This window comes from Mycolicibacterium sp. SMGY-1XX (assembly GCF_059132455.1).
The window spans coordinates 4,565,049-4,584,268 of record NZ_CP101139.1 but is presented as its reverse complement, the minus strand read 5'-3'; the positions used below and the strand labels follow the sequence as shown (position 1 = coordinate 4,584,268).

Annotated in this window: 18 protein-coding genes and 1 tRNA gene; 6 read left to right on the top strand and 13 right to left on the bottom strand. The window is 65.4% G+C overall.

All coding sequences use genetic code 11. The features are described 5' to 3' along the window. Positions 1 to 7: 7 nt before the first annotated feature. From kasB to aceE, 6 genes are all read right to left on the bottom strand, one after another. On the bottom strand, positions 8 to 1,267 hold the full coding sequence (gene kasB, locus NL241_RS22085; RefSeq protein ID WP_494395030.1) for a 3-oxoacyl-ACP synthase KasB: 1,260 nt from the start codon (positions 1,265 to 1,267) through the stop codon (positions 8 to 10). 23 nt (positions 1,268 to 1,290) lie between these two features. Beyond that, positions 1,291 to 2,541: a 3-oxoacyl-ACP synthase KasA gene (kasA, locus tag NL241_RS22080; protein WP_487687876.1), complete on the bottom strand. Its 1,251-nt coding sequence runs from the start codon at positions 2,539 to 2,541 to the stop codon at positions 1,291 to 1,293. Next, entirely contained in the window at positions 2,538 to 2,834 is a 297-nt protein-coding gene (gene acpM / locus NL241_RS22075; RefSeq protein ID WP_487687878.1) for a meromycolate extension acyl carrier protein AcpM, read from the bottom strand. The genes kasA and acpM overlap by 4 nt, the downstream gene beginning before the upstream one ends. A 78-nt stretch (positions 2,835 to 2,912) precedes the next feature. Beyond that, the gene (locus NL241_RS22070; RefSeq protein WP_494395029.1) at positions 2,913 to 3,845 is read right to left on the bottom strand and encodes an ACP S-malonyltransferase; all 933 of its coding nucleotides are present in this window, start codon (positions 3,843 to 3,845) and stop codon (positions 2,913 to 2,915) included. 125 nt (positions 3,846 to 3,970) lie between these two features. Next, positions 3,971 to 5,260, bottom strand: coding sequence for a PucR family transcriptional regulator (locus tag NL241_RS22065; protein ID WP_487687880.1), 1,290 nt, complete (start codon positions 5,258 to 5,260; stop codon positions 3,971 to 3,973). Between the two features lie 110 nt (positions 5,261 to 5,370). After that, positions 5,371 to 8,160: a pyruvate dehydrogenase (acetyl-transferring), homodimeric type gene (gene aceE, locus NL241_RS22060; RefSeq protein WP_487687882.1), complete on the bottom strand. Its 2,790-nt coding sequence runs from the start codon at positions 8,158 to 8,160 to the stop codon at positions 5,371 to 5,373. A gap of 132 nt (positions 8,161 to 8,292) precedes the next feature. Between aceE and NL241_RS22055 the strand changes: the two genes are divergently transcribed. The 4 genes from NL241_RS22055 to NL241_RS22040 all read left to right on the top strand — a co-directional run bounded on the left by NL241_RS22055 (position 8,293) and on the right by NL241_RS22040 (position 9,948). Then, complete coding sequence (locus NL241_RS22055) at positions 8,293 to 8,841, top strand: Rv2240c family protein (protein WP_494395028.1); 549 nt, start codon at positions 8,293 to 8,295, stop codon at positions 8,839 to 8,841. A 96-nt stretch (positions 8,842 to 8,937) separates the two neighbouring features. Further along, the gene (locus NL241_RS22050) at positions 8,938 to 9,363 is read left to right on the top strand and encodes a DUF3052 domain-containing protein (protein WP_487688154.1); all 426 of its coding nucleotides are present in this window, start codon (positions 8,938 to 8,940) and stop codon (positions 9,361 to 9,363) included. Next, positions 9,364 to 9,825 carry a peroxiredoxin gene (locus NL241_RS22045; RefSeq protein ID WP_494395027.1) on the top strand — a complete coding sequence of 154 codons (462 nt, stop codon included), beginning with the start codon at positions 9,364 to 9,366 and terminating at the stop codon, positions 9,823 to 9,825. A 48-nt stretch (positions 9,826 to 9,873) separates the two neighbouring features. Next, positions 9,874 to 9,948, top strand: a tRNA-Val gene (locus NL241_RS22040). 882 nt (positions 9,949 to 10,830) lie between these two features. Here NL241_RS22040 and NL241_RS22035 read toward each other — a convergent pair. Together NL241_RS22035 and NL241_RS22030 are read right to left on the bottom strand one after the other, a co-directional pair. Continuing rightward, positions 10,831 to 11,670: a mycofactocin-coupled SDR family oxidoreductase gene (locus NL241_RS22035; RefSeq protein ID WP_494395026.1), complete on the bottom strand. Its 840-nt coding sequence runs from the start codon at positions 11,668 to 11,670 to the stop codon at positions 10,831 to 10,833. A gap of 171 nt (positions 11,671 to 11,841) precedes the next feature. After that, positions 11,842 to 12,456, bottom strand: coding sequence for a TetR/AcrR family transcriptional regulator (locus tag NL241_RS22030; protein ID WP_494395025.1), 615 nt, complete (start codon positions 12,454 to 12,456; stop codon positions 11,842 to 11,844). Positions 12,457 to 12,649: 193 nt separating this feature from the next. Between NL241_RS22030 and NL241_RS22025 the strand changes: the two genes are divergently transcribed. Together NL241_RS22025 and NL241_RS22020 are read left to right on the top strand one after the other, a co-directional pair. Continuing rightward, a complete protein-coding gene (locus NL241_RS22025) occupies positions 12,650 to 12,856 on the top strand; it encodes a ferredoxin (protein ID WP_494395024.1) in 207 nt (68 codons plus the stop codon). 51 nt (positions 12,857 to 12,907) lie between these two features. Continuing rightward, on the top strand, positions 12,908 to 14,188 hold the full coding sequence (locus NL241_RS22020) for a cytochrome P450 (RefSeq protein ID WP_494395023.1): 1,281 nt from the start codon (positions 12,908 to 12,910) through the stop codon (positions 14,186 to 14,188). A 379-nt stretch (positions 14,189 to 14,567) separates the two neighbouring features. On the opposite strand, the gene NL241_RS22015 is transcribed toward NL241_RS22020, so the two are convergent. The 5 genes from NL241_RS22015 to NL241_RS21995 are packed head-to-tail and all read right to left on the bottom strand — an operon-like array spanning position 14,568 to position 19,162. After that, on the bottom strand, positions 14,568 to 15,167 hold the full coding sequence (locus tag NL241_RS22015) for a hypothetical protein (RefSeq protein ID WP_487687939.1): 600 nt from the start codon (positions 15,165 to 15,167) through the stop codon (positions 14,568 to 14,570). A 45-nt stretch (positions 15,168 to 15,212) separates the two neighbouring features. Next, positions 15,213 to 16,667, bottom strand: a complete 1,455-nt coding sequence (locus NL241_RS22010) for an aldehyde dehydrogenase family protein (RefSeq protein ID WP_494398361.1) — start codon at positions 16,665 to 16,667, stop codon at positions 15,213 to 15,215. A gap of 17 nt (positions 16,668 to 16,684) precedes the next feature. Continuing rightward, positions 16,685 to 17,497, bottom strand: a complete 813-nt coding sequence (locus NL241_RS22005; RefSeq protein ID WP_494395022.1) for a carboxymuconolactone decarboxylase family protein — start codon at positions 17,495 to 17,497, stop codon at positions 16,685 to 16,687. A gap of 25 nt (positions 17,498 to 17,522) precedes the next feature. Beyond that, positions 17,523 to 18,335, bottom strand: a complete 813-nt coding sequence (locus tag NL241_RS22000) for a mycofactocin-coupled SDR family oxidoreductase (RefSeq protein WP_494395021.1) — start codon at positions 18,333 to 18,335, stop codon at positions 17,523 to 17,525. Continuing rightward, the gene (locus tag NL241_RS21995) at positions 18,332 to 19,162 is read right to left on the bottom strand and encodes a mycofactocin-coupled SDR family oxidoreductase (protein WP_494395020.1); all 831 of its coding nucleotides are present in this window, start codon (positions 19,160 to 19,162) and stop codon (positions 18,332 to 18,334) included. Before NL241_RS21995 ends, NL241_RS22000 begins: the two co-directional genes overlap by 4 nt. Positions 19,163 to 19,220 lie beyond the last annotated feature (58 nt).

The window sequence follows — 19,220 nt, the reverse complement described above, 5'->3', positions numbered from 1 at the left end:
TGTTGCGTCAGTACTTGCCGAAGGCGAGTGCGACGTTGTGCCCGCCGAATCCGAATGAATTGTTGATGGCGTATTCATAGTTGCCCGGACGCGGTGAACCGGCGACCACATCGAGGTCGATCTCGGGGTCGAGGTTTTTAAGGTTACGGGTCGGCGGGATGATTCCCTCACGAATCGCGAGGACTGTGAGAATGGACTCAACGGCACCGACGGCGCCGACAGAGTGGCCCAGGGCGCCCTTGGGTGCGTACACCGCAGGCTTGTGAGCGCCGAGGGCGTTGTTGATGGCCTTGCTCTCGGCGACGTCGCCGACGGAGGTGCCGGTGGCATGGGCGTTGACGTGATCGATGTCCGACGGGGACAACCCCGCGAGCTGGACGGCGCGCGTGATCGCGTATCCGGCCTGCTCACCGTTGGGGTCGGGAGCCACGATGTGGTAGCCGTCCGAGGTGATGGACGCACCCATGAGGCGTGCGTGGATGGTGGCTCCGCGCGCCTTGGCGTGCTCTTCGGTCTCGATGACCATCAGAGCGCCGCCCTCGCCGAAGACGAACCCGTTGCGGTCCTTGTCGAACGGTTTGCACGCGCCGGGAGGATCGTCATTGGTGGTCGACAGCACGATGCGCATCTGGGCGAACCCGGCGATCGGCACGGCCTCGATCCTGGTTTCGACGCCGCCGCAGATGGCGACGTCGGCTTCGCCCAGCACGATGTTGCGCCAGGCCTGGGCAACACCTTCGGAGCCGGAGGCGCAAGCCGAGACCGGGGTGACGACCCCGGCCCTGGCTTTGCGCTCCAACCCCACCGCGGCCGCGGCCGCGTTGGGCATGTACATCTGAACTGCCAACGGGGACACGGCTTTCAGGCCTTTGGCCTTCATGCCCTCGTAGGCGAAGAGAAGCTGCTCGGTGGAGCCCATTCCGGTGCCGATCGACACCATCAGGCGGCGGGGGTCCACCTCGGGGCTTCCGGCGTGTTCCCACACCCGGCGGCTCAAGATGGTGGACATCTTCTGCAGGTACGACAGCCGACGCAGTTCAACCCGCGTCAGCTCGCCGTCGAAATCCTCCAGAAGGCGCCCACCGATGCGCACCGGGAGGTCGTACTCCTCGACGAACGGATCGGTCAGAGTGCGGATGCCACTCTCACCGTCGAGCAGTTTCTTCCACGTGGTGTCGGCGTCGGTCGCCAACGCAGTCGTCATCGCATAACCGGTGACAACGACGTTGGGAAAACCGTCCCCCGTCGATAATTTCGACCCCGCCATTACTGCCTGCAGCTTTCTATTGCTCAGTACTTACCAAAGGCCAGAGCGACATTGTGTCCACCGAAACCGAACGAGTTGTTGATGGCGTACTGGAAGTCGCCGTACCGAGGCTCACCCGCAACGACATCGAGATCGATCTCGGGGTCGGGCGTCTCGTAGTTCAGTGTCGGGGGGATCACGCCGTCGCGCAGCGCCAGCACCGTGAGGATCGACTCGAGGGCACCCACGGCGCCGATCGAGTGGCCCAGCGCGGACTTCGGCGCGTAAACCGCCGCATGCTCCACACCGGCGACACGGATGGCGTTGGCCTCCGCGGTGTCGCCGATCGGGGTGGCCGTGGCGTGGGCGTTGACGTGGTTGATGTCCTTGGCGGACAGACCCGCGGTCTCCAGTGCCCGCTTCATGGCACCGCCGGCACGCAGGCCGTCGGCCGCCGGGGCCACCATGTGGAACGCGTCCGAGGTGATGCCGGCGCCCATCAGGCGAGCCAGCGGCTTGGCGCCGCGAGCCAGGGCGTGTTCCTCGGTCTCGATGATCATCATCGCGCCCGCTTCGCCGAAGACGAAGCCGTCACGGTCCTTGTCGAACGGCCGCGACGCGCCGGCGGGATCGTCGTTGCGGGTCGACATGGCGCGCATCATCGAGAACGCCGCGATGGGCAGTGCCTCGATGCCGCCTTCCACGCCGCCGACCACGGCGAAGTCCGCGTCACCCATGACGATCTGGCGCCAACCGTGGGCGATGGCCTCCGAGCCGGACGAACACGCCGACACCGGGGTGATGACCCCGGCGCGGGCGCCCAGTTCCAGACCGGCGACCGCCGCCGCACCGTTGGGCATGATCATCTGAACGGCCAGCGGCGACACCTTGCGGGGTCCGCCTTCGTTCATCGCGTCGTAGGTCTCGACGATCTTCTCGCCGCCACCCAGGCCGGTGCCGATGATGACGGCGAAGCGGTCCGGGTCGACCTCGGGCTTGCCCGCGTTCTCCCAGAGCCGTCCCGACAGCAGCTTCGACATGCGCTGCACGTACGACATGCGGCGCATGTCGATGCGGGTCATGTGGCTGTCGACGTCGTCGACGAGGTGGCCGCCGATACGCACCGGCAGGTCCCACTTGGTGACGAAGTCGTCTTCGAGGACGCGGATACCGCTCTCGCCTGCCAGCAGGCCCTTCCACGTGCTCTCGATGTCCGCGGCGAGAGACGTGGTGGCCTCGACGGCGGTCACGACAACGCTCGGGAAACCGCCGTTAGCCGTGGAAGGCCGGCTCATTCTGCGGAGAACTTCTCGCGCAGGGCAGCAGCAGCCTCGGGGTTCTCTTCCTCGAGCTTCTGGATGTAGGCAACAACGTCACCCACGGTGCGCAGACCGGCGAGGTCCTCGTCGGGGATCTTCACGCCGTACTTGTCCTCGGTCTGCACCGCGATCTCCACCATCGACAGCGAGTCGATGTCCAGGTCGTCGACGAAGCTCTTCTCGGGGGTCACCTCGGACGGCTCGATACCGGTGACCTCTTCGATGATCTCGGCGAGACCGGCGATGATTTCCTGCTGGCTGGCGGCCACTGCGTGGCTCCCTTCATATTTTCTGGAGTCGGACCGGGAATTCGGTCCTGTTCTTGCTTGTCCTGGCTGGCCGGGCGGTCAGAGCTCGGCGAGCGTATCCAGGTCTGCGGGGGTCTTGACGGCGTGCGTCGGCGTCCCCCGAAGTTCACGTTTGGCGATTCCGGCGAGGGTGCCCGCGGGCGGGAACTCGACGATCGCCGCGACACCCAAGTCCCGCATGGTCGCCGTACACAGATCCCAGCGCACCGGCTTGGTCAGCTGAGCCACGAGCTTCTCCATGGCGTCAGCAGCGGAGGCGACGGGCTGGCCGTCGGCGTTCGACAATAGCGTGCCCGATGGTTCATCGGTGCTCACCGCGGCGGCAGCGGCGGCGTAGCCGTCCAGGGCCGAGGCCATGAAGTGGGTGTGGAACGCGCCGGCGGTGGCCAGCTGACGCACGCGGGCCTTGGCCGGCGGGTTCTCGGCGAGCTTGGCCAGTGCTTCGACGCGGCCCGCGGCGACGATCTGCCCGGCGGCGTTGCGGTTGGCCGGAACCAGTTCGAGATCCTCGAGAGCGGCCAGCACCTCGGCTTCGTCACCGCCCAGGATCGCGGACATGCCGGTGGGCTGCTCGGCGCAGGCCTTGGCCATCTCGGCGCCGCGGGTGGCGGCCAGGGCCACCGCGTCGTCGGCGGAGATGACACCGGCGATGGCGTAGGCGGCGATCTCACCGACGGAGTGACCGGCGATGACGAGCGCAGAATCCGAGAACAGGCCGCGCTTCGTCAATTCGTCATGGGCGAGCAGCGTGGCGGCGACGACCAGGGGCTGGGTGACCGCGGTGTCGGTGATCTCCTCGGCGGTGGCGGTGGCGCCGAGCTTGGCGAGGTCGAGCCCGCTGATCTCGGACCACGACGCGATGCGCTCGGCGGCCGAGCTTTCACCGGCGGGCCGGTCGAGCCACGGGGAGAGCATTCCGGGGGTCTGCGAACCCTGGCCGGGTGCGAGCAGCGCGATAGGCGTTTGGGGCACGTTATTAAGAGAACCTTGTGAGAGCCGTTTTGCGCGGTGTAAGAGATTATGAACCTTGTCTTAGGTTTTTGTGGGGAGCCTACAAAACGGCATGTGATGCGACTTCATCGATACGGTTCCGCGATCTAGCGCAGAACTCCTGGGGCGTCAGGGGCCGGTGGGATCTGCTTTGTGACCGGGATCATAAGCGCGTTTGCCGTGCTGGACGATTGCTGGTGATTGTTCAGCCTGCCGACCGTGGTGGCTACGCGCAGGACATAGGCATCGCGGGGGGTGGTGGGATCGCGTCCGGTGAAGTCGGCGATGCGCTTGAGGCGGTAGCGCACCGTATTTGGATGAACGAACAATTGGCGGGCACAGGCCTCGATGGCTCCGCCCGAGTCGAGGTACGCATCCAGGGTCTCGGTGAGCGCGGGGCCGGCGTCGGCGAGTGGGCGCATCACGTCGGTGTGCAGCGCCGCGATGGCCGAGGCGTCACCTTGTAGCGCGCGTTCTGGCAGGAGCTCGCGTGCTGCCACCGGGCGGGGTGCACCGGACCAGCCGACCACCGCATTCATGCCCGAAATCGCTTCGTTGGCGCTGTGGTAGGCCGCGGTGAGCATCGGCGCGGTCGGTCCGACGACCACCGGACCGTCGGAGAACGCGTTGAGCAGATCGGTGAGGAATTTGTCGGTCCGCGACAACTGACCCGACACGATGGCGATGAGATAGGTGCCGTGCACGTCGGTCAGCGCGGCGCGGCCGTGCCGAATGGCGACCGCGCGGACGTCTTCACTGGCGAGCTGGACGCGCCCCGGCGGCGGGGTTCCGACGACGACGGTGGCCGGCGCGGTGGTGTCCCAATTCAGCGCCGCTGCCCGGGACAACAGTTCGGCCCCGGTATCGCCGCGCACCACGGCGTCGACGACGCTGGCCTCCATCCGCGAATCCCACGCACCCCGCGACTCGGCGGCCACGGCGTAGGCCGTCGCCGCGGCGAAAGCGAGGTCGCGGCTGTAACGCAGGATGCCGACCGTCAGCGCTTTGGTCTGCTCGTCGTTACGCCCCAGCATCGGCACCAGTTCTTCGAGGAACTCGGTGGTGACCCGCACCATGTCGACGGTCTGGCGCAGCGCCACCCGGCGGGTCAGGTCCTGGGGTACGAGGGCGAACGCCTCGGCGGTGTAGCCGACGTCGCTGCTGGGGTCGTGCAGCCACTCGGCGAAGTTGACCACCGCGGTCTGCACAACGAGCTGGACGCTGGCCCGCTGGGAGGCCTCGAGTTCGGCGAAGAACGGCAACCGCTCCTGCATGGCCTGCACGGTCTCGGTGGCCAACCGTCCCGAGTACTGCTTGAGCCGGCGACGCAGCGACTCCGGCACGCTCTCGAGGATCTCGAGCGGAGAGCGCGGCTCGAGGAACGGATTGTCTGCCACAGCTAAAAGCTACGCCTCATTTCTGGCGGGAAGCTACAAGCCGTTGCTGAAATGCGGTGAGTGCGCGCTCTCGGAGGAAAATGCGCACTCACCGCAGTCTCGGCGAGGTGTCAGGCGCTGCCGGTGTCCTTGAACGACACACCGGCGGCCAGTACGTCGTCGATCTTGTATTCCTTGGCCGCGGACACCGCCACCGACGGATCGATCTCGCCGTCGCGCGCCAACGCCTCCAGCACCGCCACCACCACCGACTCGGCGTCGGTGTTGAAGTACCGGCGCGCCGCGGGGCGGGTGTCGGAGAAGCCGAACCCGTCAGCGCCGAGCGTCACATAGGTGCCGGGCACCCAGGGCCGGATCTGCTCGGGCACCGCCCGCATCCAGTCCGACACCGCGACCACGGGACCGGCCGAATCGGCCAGTGCCGTCGTCACATACGCCTCGCGGGCCTGGCGATCCGGATGGCGCAGCTTCTCCCTCTCGAGAGCCACACCGTCGCGGTTGAGCTCGCCCCAGCTGGTCACCGACCAGACGTCGGCGGCCACATCCCACTTCTCCGCCAACAGATCGGCCGCCCGCAGCGCTTCCGGCATCGCCACCCCGGAGGCCAGGATCTGCGCGGTGCTGCTGCGCTTCTCCGCGGCCGGCCGGTACTTGTAGATGCCGCGCAGCAGGCCCTCGGGATCGAAGTCCGCCGGCTCGGCCGGCTGCACGTACGGCTCGTTGTAGATGGTGATGTAGTAGAAGATGTTCTCCGGGTTCTCCCCGTACATCCTCTTGAGGCCGTCCTCCACGATGTAGGCGATCTCGTAGGCGAACGCCGGATCGTAGGCCGCCACCGCAGGGTTGGTGGACGCCAACAGCAGTGAGTGCCCGTCGGCGTGCTGCAGACCTTCACCGGTGAGCGTGGTGCGCCCGGCGGTGGCGCCGAGGACGAAGCCCTTGGCCATCTGGTCGGCTGCCGCCCAGAACCCGTCGCCGGTGCGCTGGAACCCGAACATCGAGTAGAAGATGTAGATCGGGATCATCGGCTCGTTGTGGGTGGCATACGACGTGCCCACCGCGGTGAACGACGACGTGGATCCGGCTTCGTTGATGCCCTCGTGCAGGATCTGGCCGACTTCGCTCTCCTTGTAGGCGAGCATCAGTTCGGCGTCCACCGCGGTGTAGAGCTGACCGTTGCGGTTGTAGATCTTCAGGCTCGGGAACCACGAGTCCATACCGAACGTGCGGGCCTCGTCGGGGATGATCGGCACGATCCGCTTGCCGATCTCCTTGTCCCGCAACAGTTCCTTGAATGTTCGGACCGTCGCCATGGTGGTGGCGACCTCCTGATTCCCGGAACCCTTCTTGAGCGCCTTGTAGGCGTCGCGACCCGGCAGCGTCAGCACCTTGGACTTGGTGCGACGCTCGGGGAGGAACCCGCCGAGGGCGCGGCGGCGGTCCAGCATGTAGCGGATCTCCGGAGCGTCCGAACCGGGGTGGTAGTACGGCGGCAGGTACGGGTTCTCTTCGAGCTGCTCGTCCTTGATCGGGATGCGCTGGGCGTCGCGGAAGTCCTTGAGATCTTGCAGCGCAAGCTTTTTCATCTGATGCGTGGCGTTGCGGCCCTCGAAGTGCTTGCCCAGGGTGTAACCCTTGATGGTCTTGGCGAGGATGACCGTGGGCTGGCCCTTGTGTTCCATCGCGGCGCGGTAGGCGGCGTAGACCTTGCGGTAGTCGTGCCCGCCGCGCTTGAGGTTCCAGATCTCGGCATCGGTCATCGGGTCCACCAGGGCCTTGGTCCGGGGATCCCGGCCGAAGAAGTGGTCGCGGACGTAGCCGCCGTCGTTGGCCTTGTAGGTCTGGTAGTCACCGTCGGGCGTGGTGTTCATCAGGTTCACCAGTGCGCCGTCACGGTCGGCGTGCAGCAGCGCATCCCACTCGCGGCCCCACACCACCTTGATGACGTTCCAGCCGGCGCCGCGGAAGAACGACTCCAGTTCCTGGATGATCTTGCCGTTGCCGCGCACCGGGCCGTCGAGACGCTGCAGGTTGCAGTTGATGACGAAGGTCAGGTTGTCCAGGGCCTCGTTGGCGGCCACCTGGATCAGGCCACGGCTTTCCGGCTCGTCCATCTCGCCGTCGCCGAGGAACGCCCACACATGCTGGTCGGAGGTGTCCTTGATGCCACGGTCGTTCAGGTAGTGGTTGAAGCGGGCCTGGTAGATGGCGTTCATGGGGCCCAGGCCCATCGACACCGTGGGGAACTCCCAGAAGTCCGGCATCAGGCGCGGGTGCGGGTAGGACGGCAGACCGCCGCCCGGGTGGCTGTGTTCCTGACGGAAGCCGTCCATCTGATCGGCGGTGAGGCGGCCTTCGAGGAAGGCGCGGGCGTAGATGCCGGGGGAGGCGTGGCCCTGGATGAAGATCTGGTCGCCGCCGCCGGGGTGGGCCTTACCGCGGAAGAAGTGGTTGAAGCCGACCTCGTACAGCGCGGCCGAGGACGCGTAGGTCGAGATGTGGCCGCCGACGCCGACGCCGGGACGCTGCGCGCGGTGCACCATGATGGCGGCGTTCCAGCGGATCCAGGCGCGGTAGCGCCGCTCCACGTCCTCGTCACCGGGGAACCAGGGTTCCAGCTCGGTGGGGATGGTGTTGACGTAATCGGTCGAGGTCAGAGCAGGAATCGAGACCCGCTGCTCACTGGCGCGTTCGAGCAGCCGCAACATCAGATAGCGGGCACGCGCCGGGCCGGACCGTGACACCAGATCGTCGAAGGATTCCAGCCATTCGCCGGTCTCCTCTGGATCGATGTCAGGCAGATACGAGGCAACGCCTTCCCTGATCACACGTACACGATCAGGTTCAGCTGCGGTGCCGGAGTTTTGGGCCAGGTCCTGGCGCACGAACTCGGTAGTCAACGCACTACTCCTAGATTGGGTGCGTAGGGGGTGTCCTACCTCTCCTATCTTTCCGCACTTGGATCGTTCACGACGAGCGGATCCCCATGCTCGCGGGGTCGGGGCCCCGCTGAGCCGGTAACGTCTGCATCTGTGCTGATCGGACGGCTGCGGTTGGTCTCGGGCGTGGCGGCGGGAGTGCTGATCGCGGTGCTCGGCTGCAGCAACGTGACCGGCGGTAACGCCACGGTGGACGCCTCGCAGGCCCCCGCATACCGCACGTCGGTGTCGGAGTCGCTGTCGGCCTCGGTGGCCACTTCGAGTGCCCGCGAGTCGCAGCGGCAGGAGTCGCTGACCGTCGAGGCCATTCACGCCGCCTGCGAGACCATGAGCACCAGCAGCGCCGAGGCCATCGACTCGCTGAACGTCTACGTGGACTCGATGAACGCCGGCAGTGACGGCCTGGCGACCGAAGGACCCGCCGCCGAGTCGCTCAATCGCAGCGCTGACCTGGTGCTGGCCGATATCAACGACACTCTTTCGCCGGAGATTCGCGACGCCCTCAATGCCTGGGTGGACGCGGCCAGGGCGACGGCGACGGCCGTGCTGGCGCGGGTACCGGCCGGCGAGTTCAACGATGCGGTGACCCGGCTCAACGATTCCCGGTCCAATGCGCTCAATCTGTGTGATGCGTCGTACTGAACGGGGTGTCACAGTGGCTTCTGTGACCTGTCGCACCTGGTTGTGCGACGATAAGCACTCGAACAGTGCCATTTGACGTTGAAGGAGGGTCCCACGGTGGTCGCGGCGGACAACGCAGCGAACTACGCCCGCAGTCTGGGCATCCAAAAAGAGCAGGTTGTGCAGGAGTTGGGCTGGGACGAGGACACCGACGACGACATCCGCGCCGATATCGAGGAAGCCTCCGGCGGTGAACTCCTCGACGAAGACGCCGATGAAGTCATCGACGTGGTGCTGCTGTGGTGGCGCGACGACGACGGTGACCTGGTTGACGCCCTGATGGACGCCATCACGCCGTTGGCGGATGACGGTGTCATCTGGGTGCTGACGCCCAAGACCGGCAAACCCGGTCACGTGCAGCCCGCCGAAATCGCCGAGTCGGCACCGACGGCCGGTCTGATGCAGACCTCGTCGGCCAATCTGGGGGACTGGATCGGTAGCCGCTTGGTCCAGCCGAAGTCGAAGGCAGCCGGCCGCCGCTAGATGTTGACGATCGGGAGCACCGCGCCGGACTTCAGCCTGAAGGACCAGAACGGCCGGTCGGTCACGTTGAGCACCTACCGCGGGGACAAGAACGTCCTGCTGGTGTTCTTTCCGCTGGCCTTCACCGGGATCTGTCAGGGCGAACTCGACGCCATCCGGGACAACCTCGCGTCGTACGAGAACGAGTCCACCGCGACATTGGCGATCTCCGTCGGGCCGCCGCCCACCCATAAGATCTGGGCCAGCCAGAGCGGATTCACTTTTCCCGTGCTGTCGGATTTCTGGCCGCACGGCGCCGTCGCTTCCGCCTACGGAGTCTTCAACGAGGTCTCCGGTGTCGCCAACCGGGGGACCTTCGTGGTGGACCGTTCCGGGGCCATCGCCTTCGCCGAGATGAAGCAGCCGGGTGAAGCACGCGACCAAGGGGTGTGGGTCGACGCGTTGGCGGCCCTTTCGTCGTGATCCCGGTTTTGGTTTCCGCGCTTTCCGGCGTGTAACCTGCTCCGGCACGGGCGTGTAGCTCAGTGGTAGAGCTCTGGTTTTACACACCAGCGGTCGGGGGTTCGAAACCCTCCGCGCCCACCATCAAAAGTCCCGTTCAGGGGCTTTCGGAACCCCCGTTGTGGTGGTGACGGTGGAAGATCTGCCAGCGCACACGGCGCGTCGGATCGACGTTGACGTCTCCGCGGGCTCTCCCCGCAGCCGGCAGCTGTAAACGGAGCCGTGCGACGGTTGTGCTGCTCCGGTATCCGAGCAAGCCGGCGAGCATGTCTTTGAAGTCAACTTCGATCGATTGCTGGATTCCTCTCCAGGGACGCGGACTCCACCGTCTGGACCTGACGGCGCTCCGCACCTGATCGTTGGCCGCGACGGTGCCGGGGGTGATGATCCGCGATCACCGCCACGTCGTAGCAGCGGATCGACCGCCGCAAGGAACGCATACCACCCGGCCCGGCATAGGCAGCAGCAGAAGCATTGCGCGCCAACGCATATACCCCTCAACCGCTATCGGTATTCGGGATCGCCGCCGCTGCGACGACAGTGATCGATCTGTCCACCTGTGAACGCGCTGCCCGCCGCCCAAGTCAGTCTCTGTCAACGACTGCGCGGCATCTGGGCCGTGCTCGAACTCCACGACGCCGCCGAAGCACTGCGGTCGGTTCGTGCGTTCTCGTACGTCGTGGCTTGGAGATAATCACGATCCCGGCATGACAACCTTCGCCCTGCTGCACGGGGGTTGGCACGGTGCGTGGTACTGGGGGTTGCTGACGCCGTTCTTGCAGCACGAAGGCCACGATGGGTGGCGATGGACTTGCCGTGCGACGGCGCAGTCATTCACCGTTCCTTCCCGGCCGTCAGCCCTCGCGGAGGTGTTGCTCCGAGTAGCTGGCGCGCGACCGGTATGACGGTGGGGCTGGGTCAGCTCGAAGTGCCCTCGACCGGCAATACATGTCCGCGTTCTTGCGTTTACTTGAGCATGCTGCCGGCGTCAACGGTAACGGGAAGGCCTGTGATGTAACGTGATTCGTCGGATGCCAGGAACAGCACGGCATTGCTTACGTCGACTGCTTCGACCCATCCGACAGGCAGGACGTGCATGAACTGAGCGGCAACGGCGAGATCGTCGGGGCCCGGGTTCTCCAGGTCGGGACGGAACAGCTTCATTGTGCCTTCGTTCATGAACAGGGGCGTGTTCACGTTGGTGGGGCACACCGCGTTGACGCGGATGGAATGTTGGCCCAGCTCCACCGCAAACGTCCTCATGAGTCCGATCACGCCATGTTTGGCGGCGATGTAGTGGCCGGTGTGGGCGTAGGGCTTGAGGCCACCCACTGAGCTGGTGAGGATGATGGAACCGCCGTTGCCGCCTGAGAGAATGTGCGGGACAGCCGCTTTCACTGACTTCCAGACGCCTGAGAGGTTGACGGCGATCATGTCGTCCCAGTCGGTCTCACTGGTCTTGTCCAGGGTCTGGCCGCCGTTGCCGATTCCGGCGTTGGCCACGATGATGTCCAAGCGTCCGAGTTGTTCCACACCGCTGTCGACGGCGGCTTTCAGTGCGTCGTAGTCGCGGACATCCACCTCCGCGGTCACGATTCGGCGGTTCAGGCCCTTGACCAGATCGGCGGTCTCGGTCAAGTCTTCGGGCGAAGCCGGCGGAATCTGGCTCTCCGAACTGATCTGCTTGCACACGTCGACGGCGATGATGTCGGCGCCTTCCTCCGCCAGGCGTACCGCGTGACTGCGGCCCTGACCTCGCGCTGCGCCGGTAATGAACGCAACTTTGCCCTCGAGTCGCCCGCCCATATGTACACCTCGTCGTCTCTGACCGCCGGAGAGCTGTCCCCGGGCGGCGCCGCTTGTCAACCGATACTTGTCGATCGATCAGGAATGTTGACACTCATGGCTGCGACTGTCAACCGTGTGTCGTTGTCGGAAAGGAGCCGGCGTCGAGCGGGCGACGGTCCGCGCTGGGGGCTACCGCTGTGGTGTGGCCGATGGGGGCGTCGCAGCGGCGTCCGCCAGCAGGCTTATCTGGCGCTCCACCAGTTCGCGCAACTCCTCGTGGCCCAGCGTGACGCCCACCGCGCTCTCGTTGCACAGGCTGCGCGCGGTCTGGGCGATCAGCATGGAGATCGCCATGGCGGGATACGCCTCGAGATCGACCCCACGGCTGCGCAGCGCCACCGTGACAGCGGCTGTCTCGATATCGCGGACCCGCTCGGCGTAGGTCTTGAGCTCGGCGCGAATTGCTTTGCGGTGGTTCGCCAATGCCATGAACTCGGTGTTCAGGGCGGTCAGTCGGTGGTCGCTGTTGATCAACCACAGCGCGCGTATCGGGTCGGCGTCGGAGAGCGCTGTACGCATGTTGTTCAACGAGGCTTCGGCTCCGGTGCGCAGCACCTCCACGAACAGGTCATCCATCGTCGGAAAGTAGTAATAGACCAGCGCCTGCTTGACGCCCGCCTCGGCTGCCACGCGTCGTGAGGTCGCGGCCGCATAGCCCTCGTCGCGCATGATCTTGGCGGTCGCCTCGATCAGGCGCTGCCGCGCGCCGGTATCGGCGGGCTTGGTCTTGCGCGCTGTTGCCATTCAGCTCGCCCCGACGCGGCGAATGCTTGACCGCCTGGCGCTCATTCTGGTAAGCATGGCGCATTCTAACAGTTGATCGATCGATCAGAAATTGGCGCGGTGCGGAGCCGAAATCATCACGACTGGAGGTATGGCCGGTGTTCAGAGCTCGATCACACGCATCCGTCTCTTCCCCTTTTCTGGATCAGCGGCGATGACCGTCCGCAGGAGGGTGGTGGTGGATCCGCACCTGTGCGAAGGTCACGCACTCTGCCTCGACACCGCGCCCCAGGTCTTCGCGCTGACCGACGACGACGTCGCGACCTGTACGGAACGGCCGTCCGATGGTCTCTGGGAGCAGGTCCAGGCCGCCGTCGACGCGTGCCCGCGCGGGGCCATCAGCGTGGTCGAGGACCAGTAAGCCCTCACCGACCTCTTCAGCCGATCCCTTGACCGAAAGGCCAGCCCTTCCATGACCGACCTCGCAACAGTCGACTTCTTCTCCGATCCGGCAGTCAGTCAGAGCCCCTATGAGTACTGGGACCATCTGCGTGAACAGGGCCCGGTCGTCAGGGAACCTCACCACAACGTCGTGGCGGTCACGGGTTACCAGGAGGTCATGGCGGCGTTCAAAGACCACGATTCGTTCTCGGCGGTCAACGCCATCGGCGGACCGTTCCCGCCGCTGCCGTTCGAACCCGAAGGTGATGACATCACCGAACAGATCGAGGCGCATCGCCATCTGTTCCCCATCTACGAGCACATGGTCGTCATGGACCCGCCGGCCCATGAGAAGGCTCGGTCCTTGCTGAGCAAGTTGCTCACGCCTCGTCGCCTCAAGGAGAACGAGGATTACATGTGGCGGTTGGTCGATCACCAGATCGACCAGTTCATCGCACGCGGCCGTTGTGAATTCCTGAGCGAATACGCCAAACCCTTTGCCACTTCGGCCATCATCGACCTGCTGGGCGTTCCCGAGGCGGACCGCCCCGAGTTCCTGGCGGCACTGGGCGCCGAGCGTCCGGACGGCAACCGCGTGGGCGCCCTCGACGGTGAACCGGTGGGCCTCGATCCGCTGAAGTATCTCGACGACAGGTTTGTCGGTTACCTGGCCGAACGGCGTCGCGAACCGCAGGATGACGTCCTTTCCGGGATGGCCGCCGCGGTCTACCCGGACGGGTCCACACCGGAATTGATCGAAGTCGCGAAGCCGGCCACGTTCTTGTTCGCGGCGGGGCAGGAGACGGTCACCAAGCTTCTCAGCGCCGCGGTACAGACTCTGGGAGACCGGCCTGAGTATCAGCAGATGCTGCGCGAGAACCCTGATCGCATACCGACGTTCATCGAGGAAGCGTTGCGGATGCACTCGCCGACCAAGGTCGATTTTCGGCTGGTCCGCAAGACAACCACCCTCGGGGGTGTGCATCTGCCCGCCGGCACCATCGTGATGCTGTGCCTGGGTGCGGCCAACCGCGATCCGAACAAGTTCGAGAACCCGCACGAATTCCGGCCGGATCGCAAGAACGTCCGTGAGCACATCGCCTTCGGCCGGGGCATCCACACGTGCGCCGGCGCACCCCTGGCAAGGGTCGAAGGCCAGATCACTGTTCGCCGACTTCTGGATCGCATGCGCGACATCAGGATCGACGAAACGAACCACGGTCCTGCGGACAACCGCCGTTATGCCTACGAGCCGACTTTCCTGCTGCGCGGTCTCACCGAGTTGCACATCGAGTTCGAACCCTCCGCGTAGCTTCACACCCCACCTTGCGGGGGCGGACGGCGGGGTGATGACAAACCCTGACGGGCACACTGACCACCGTTCTTGATGGCACGACCTACTTCTCGCCGGGTATGGGACAGTGACCGGCAAAGTCAGCGGCAGGCAAGTGCGCGGTGCAGAAACTCCCGCTGACTGCGCAGGAAGTCCTCCGTGACAGCTGTTTTGGGTTCGACCTTGTCAAAGCCATGGAAGGCGCCCGGCATCCTCCGTAGACCGTCGCCGTCGCGCGGGCAACGCGCGAGATACTCTCACCGTCAGGGGTGTGACCAGGGTGCGCGGCAGGTGCCGGGCGTGACGGCGAAGCTCAGGGTGAAACACTGCGGTGCCTGCCCGCCTGACCACTGGGACCTCACCGACGTTGGCCGCCGGTGGCCGGGGGTGGGAACGCAGCTCGGGCGGACATCATGGCTGTCCGGTTGGTACGGATCACCTCGACGGCCGGCAAGGGTTCGACGGGTCGAGCCGCCGCAGCCAGTGCGCGTGCTTTGAAGGCCCGCGCTGCGATGCTGAGCCGGTACTCAACAAGGTCGACCTGCGCGACCGAATCCAGTTCCGTGGGCCAGGTTTGACCCCACAACGCGACTTCGCTGCGCCCGGAGTCCAGTGCGAGTTGTACTTCGTCCCGAATGCGGTTGTCCCGGCGACACAGGTCGGACGCCACGGCGAGCGCGTCCGGGCTGAAGCGGCACCGCTGTCGCTGGCGCCCGGTCTCGAGAGCGACGACCTCACCACCGAGAATGCGTAGCGGCAGTGGGTTTTCACCCGCGCCCGCCAGCGAAATGGTCACCTCCCATCCAGCCATCGCATGATCGAACATCCAGCCACCCACGGACTCGACGACGTCCACGACGCTCGGCGCGATGACGTGGAGCCGGTATCTCTCCAGTTCAGGGAACAAGATCTCTCCTGCGACCAGCCGTACAGGCGAAACCGTGGGCCGGGCGGTCATGAGATCTCCAATCTGGTGATGGAAAGTCGACCGGTAGCCTCGGCGTCACCGCACGCCGATGCGAATGTTCTTGACTTGCTGGAACTCATGCAGTCCGTCGATTCCACCGGTTCTGCCGAATCCGCTCTGCTTGTAACCGCCGTAGGGGCCCTGGGGTGAGATTCGGCTGTTCTGATTGATCCATACCGAACCGGCCTCGAGCTGCCGCGCCACCTGATGGGCCCGGTTCAGGTCGTTGGTGTGCATGAATGCGTTCAGACCGTACGGGGTGTCGTTGGCGATGCGAACTGCGTCGGCGTCCGCACTGAAGCGCATGAGGGAGACAACGGGACCGAACGTCTCGGTTTGCGCGAGGTCGGAGCTGTTGTCGACATCGCCGAACACCGTGGGCTCGACGAAGTAACCCTGCGCCAGTTCGCCTCCCATCCTGGAGCCACCGGTGAGTAGCTGGCCGGAGCCGTCCTTGGTGGCTTGTTCGATGACGGAGACGATCCGGGCTGCCGACGCCTCGCTGATCACCGGGCCGACACTCACCGTCGGATCGAACGGGTCGCCGACCTTCGCTCTGCCGATCGCGTGGAGGAACTTGTGGACGAAAGCGTCGTACACCGACTCATGGACCAGCAAGCGGCTGGAGCACGCGCAACTCTGACCGGCTTGCATCACCGGGCCCTGGTGAGCCGACAGCGCGGCAGCAAGATCGAGATCGGCGTCGGCGAAGACGATGCTGGCCGATTTGCCGCCAAGCTCTGCCACGACTGGTGTCAGATGTGTGGCCGCGGCCTGGACCACCGCCCGCGCGGTCTGTCCGCTGCCGGTGAACCAGACCTTCCCGATGCCCGGGTGGCGCACCAGGGCGTTCCCGCCTTCGGCGGCCGCGGGAACGACGTTGACCAGACCGGTGGGCAAGCCGGCCTCGACGCAGAGTTCACCGAAGCGCAGTGCGGCCAGCGGTGCCAGCTCAGACGGCTTGAGTACCACCGCATTTCCCGCCGCCAGCGCCGGGGCTACGCAGGAGGCCGTGACTGCCAGCGACCCGTTCCACGGCGCCAAGACAGCGACCACCCCGTACGGTTCGCGCTCGACGAAGTTGAGGTCGAACGATCCGCTGACCGGAGTGCTCGATCCGTGAGGCTTGTCCGCGTATCCGGCGAAATGGCGCAGGAACTGCTCGAGCATCACGGCGGTGCCGGCATACGAGACCGGGACGGCATAGTCATGGACATTGAGCTCAGCGAGTTGGCCGAGGTGTTCGCGGACAGAATCGGCCAGATCGATCAGCAGGTCACGCCGACGATCTGCGGTCCACGACTGCCATTCTCGTTGCGCGTGGCGCGCCGATTCGACGGCGAGGTCGACGTCGGCGTCGCCCGCGAGCGCAACGGTGGCGTTGGGCAGACCGGTCGCAGGAAATATGTGCCGGTGGTATCCCCCCGAGGTGGCGGTGATGCGGTCGCCGCCGACCAACAAACCCACCGGTTCGTCAGTAGTGGCGGGCAGAACGGCTGCGGAGTCGGTCACGATGGTGAACCCGCCTCTGCCGCCCACTCCTCGGATACGCGCAGTTTCTGCTCGCCGATCACCTGGTTCAGGTGCGACGCCTTGGGCCACCCGTAGTAGGCGGCGAAATGCAAAGCCAGCTCATCCATTTCGGTGAATGAGATGTCGCGACTCTTGAGTGCGGCATAGACGTGACTCAGGATCGGATAGGGGGCGTCCTGGAAGGCGACGCAGGCCACGGTGATCAGCCGGCGTTCCTTCATGCCGAGACCCGGACGCAGCCACATCTCGCCGAAAACGAAATTCAGGATTCCCGCGCCCTGAAACGGGTTGTCGCGCAGGGGAGCGTACGGCAGGCAGTTGATGTCCTTGAACGATTGCTCACCGACCGCCAGTCGCTCTTCGGGATCGCTGGGTGTCTGCAGCGGCAGTAATGCCGGTGCAGGGGGTGGCACTGCTCCTCGCTCCCGGTGAATCCGGTCCCATTGTTCATCCACCACCCCGTTGAACCGCGACGCTTTCGGCCAGCCGGCATACACCGCGAAATGCAGTACTGTTTCCCGCATTTCGATGATCGTGACGTCACCGCTGTTCAGTGCTGCATAGACGTGATCATGCAACGGGCCGTCAGCGTCGGCAGCGGCGACGCAGGAGAGCGTGATGAACCGCCGCGCACGACGGCTCAGCATGGGCCGCTGCCACACCTCGGCAAAAACAAAGTCCAGCATGTTGGTCGTGGCCGGCGTGGAATCCTCGGGCGCGGCGAAGGTCATCACGTCCTCGAACGCGCGTCTGCCGCGCTCGAGTCTGTCGATATCAAAGGTGGTCATGTAGTTTCCTTCTGCTGGGCCGTGCTCATCGGAGCGTGACCCCAGCGTCGACTTTGAACTCCAAACCGGTGACGTGGCGGGACTCGTCGGAGACGAGGAACAGCACCGCGTTGCTGATGTCGATCGCTTCGGTCATCACGATCGGCAGGGCGTTACCGAACAGCGGCGCCAGATCGGGCCGTACCCCGGCGAGCAGGGTGTGTAGCGAATCCGGCCGCATCCCGGTCGCGACCCCCGTGGGGTGCACCGTGTTCACTCGGACACCCTGCGCCGCAAGCTCATTGGCCAGCGCTCGACTGAGCCCCACCACGCCATGTTTCGAGGCCGTGTACGGCGTGTGCAGCGGCGTGCCTTTGAGGCCGGCCGCCGAGCTGATGTTCACCACGCTGCCCCCGCGCTCCACCAGATGAGGCAGCGCAGCGGCACAGGTGTTCCAGGTGCCGATCAGGTTGACGTCCACAACTGTTCGCCATTGCTCGGAGGTGGTGGTGTCCCACGTTCCCGCGGTGAGCACTCCGGCATTGGCGACTGAGGCGTCCAAGCCACCCAATTGTGCAACTCCGTCGTCGACGGCGGCGGTCAGGGCGGCCGCGTCGCGCACGTCGACGGTGAAGCTGACTGCCCGGCCGCCATGCTCTTCCACCAGTCGCGCGGTCTCATCGAGGTCGTCCCGTGTCGACAACGGATACTCGATCTCGGGCAGGGACGCGCAGATGTCGACCAGGATCAGGTCGGCGCCTTCTTCGGCGAGTCGCACTGCGTGACTGCGGCCCATTCCCCGTGCTGCGCCGGTGACCAGCACTCGCTTACCCGCCACTCGGCCGTCACGTGCGCTCACAGTTTGTTGCAGAAGCCGGCGTCAACCGGGAATGCGACCCCAGTGACGTACTGAGCGGCGTCAGAGACCAGGTACACGATCGCGGCGCTGATGTCTTCGGGTTCGAGCAGCCCGACCGGCATCGGGTTCTGCAGGTGCGGCCCGCCGTCGGGGTAAGCCTCCAAGAAGGCCGTCATGGCAGGGTTAGTGGCCATCATCGTGTTGACCGCGGTCGGATGCACGGTGTTGACACGGATACTGTGCGGGGCAAGCGCGTTCGACAACGTACGCATCAGGCCGACGATGCCGTGCTTGGAAGCCGCATATCCCAGTCCGCCTCCCTGCATACCGCCGAAACCCACCAGGCCCGCGGTGGAACTGGTGAATACGATGGATCCGCCCCGCCCCCCGGCGATCAGGTGTGGCATCGCCGCTTTCGCGGTGTTGAAGGAACCGTTCAAGTTCACGTCCACGACGTCGGTCCACATCTCGAGCTCTTCGTCAATCGTCAACGGGCGGAACCCCATCGCGGCGATTCCGGCGTTGGCCAATACGATGTCGAGTCGGCCGAAGTGCTCGACCCCGGTGTCCAGGGCGGTCTTGAGCGCGTGGAAGTCGCGAACGTCGGCCACCGAGCCGAGCATCTTGCCGCCCTGGGCTTCGACCAGGGCGATGGTCTCGTCGAGTTCGGCGGGGGAGGCCATCGGATAGCCGTTGGAGGCGATATCGGCGCAGATGTCGATGCCGATGATGTCGGCACCTTCGGCGGCAAGCCGTATGGCGTGGCTGCGGCCCTGACCGCGGGCAACGCCCGTGATGAAGGCGACTCTGCCATCCAATGAACCCATGAATCCTCGCTTCGTTGCGCTCGCCACAGAGCTATTACGGATGTGAGCTGAGTAACGC

Excerpts from the sequence above, each read along its gene's own strand:
- NL241_RS22005 (WP_494395022.1), bottom strand. The coding sequence starts at position 17,497 with ATGACCACCTTTGATATCGACAGACTCGAGCGCGGCAGACGCGCGTTC.
- NL241_RS22035 (WP_494395026.1), bottom strand. The coding sequence starts at position 11,670 with ATGGGCGGGCGACTCGAGGGCAAAGTTGCGTTCATTACCGGCGCAGCG.
- kasB (WP_494395030.1), bottom strand. The coding sequence starts at position 1,267 with ATGGCGGGGTCGAAATTATCGACGGGGGACGGTTTTCCCAACGTCGTT.
- NL241_RS22030 (WP_494395025.1), bottom strand. The coding sequence starts at position 12,456 with ATGGCAACAGCGCGCAAGACCAAGCCCGCCGATACCGGCGCGCGGCAG.
- NL241_RS22015 (WP_487687939.1), bottom strand. The coding sequence starts at position 15,167 with ATGACCGCCCGGCCCACGGTTTCGCCTGTACGGCTGGTCGCAGGAGAG.
- NL241_RS22045 (WP_494395027.1), top strand. The coding sequence starts at position 9,364 with ATGTTGACGATCGGGAGCACCGCGCCGGACTTCAGCCTGAAGGACCAG.
- kasA (WP_487687876.1), bottom strand. The coding sequence starts at position 2,541 with ATGAGCCGGCCTTCCACGGCTAACGGCGGTTTCCCGAGCGTTGTCGTG.
- NL241_RS21995 (WP_494395020.1), bottom strand. The coding sequence starts at position 19,162 with ATGGGTTCATTGGATGGCAGAGTCGCCTTCATCACGGGCGTTGCCCGC.
- NL241_RS22020 (WP_494395023.1), top strand. The coding sequence starts at position 12,908 with ATGACCGACCTCGCAACAGTCGACTTCTTCTCCGATCCGGCAGTCAGT.
- NL241_RS22025 (WP_494395024.1), top strand. The coding sequence starts at position 12,650 with ATGACCGTCCGCAGGAGGGTGGTGGTGGATCCGCACCTGTGCGAAGGT.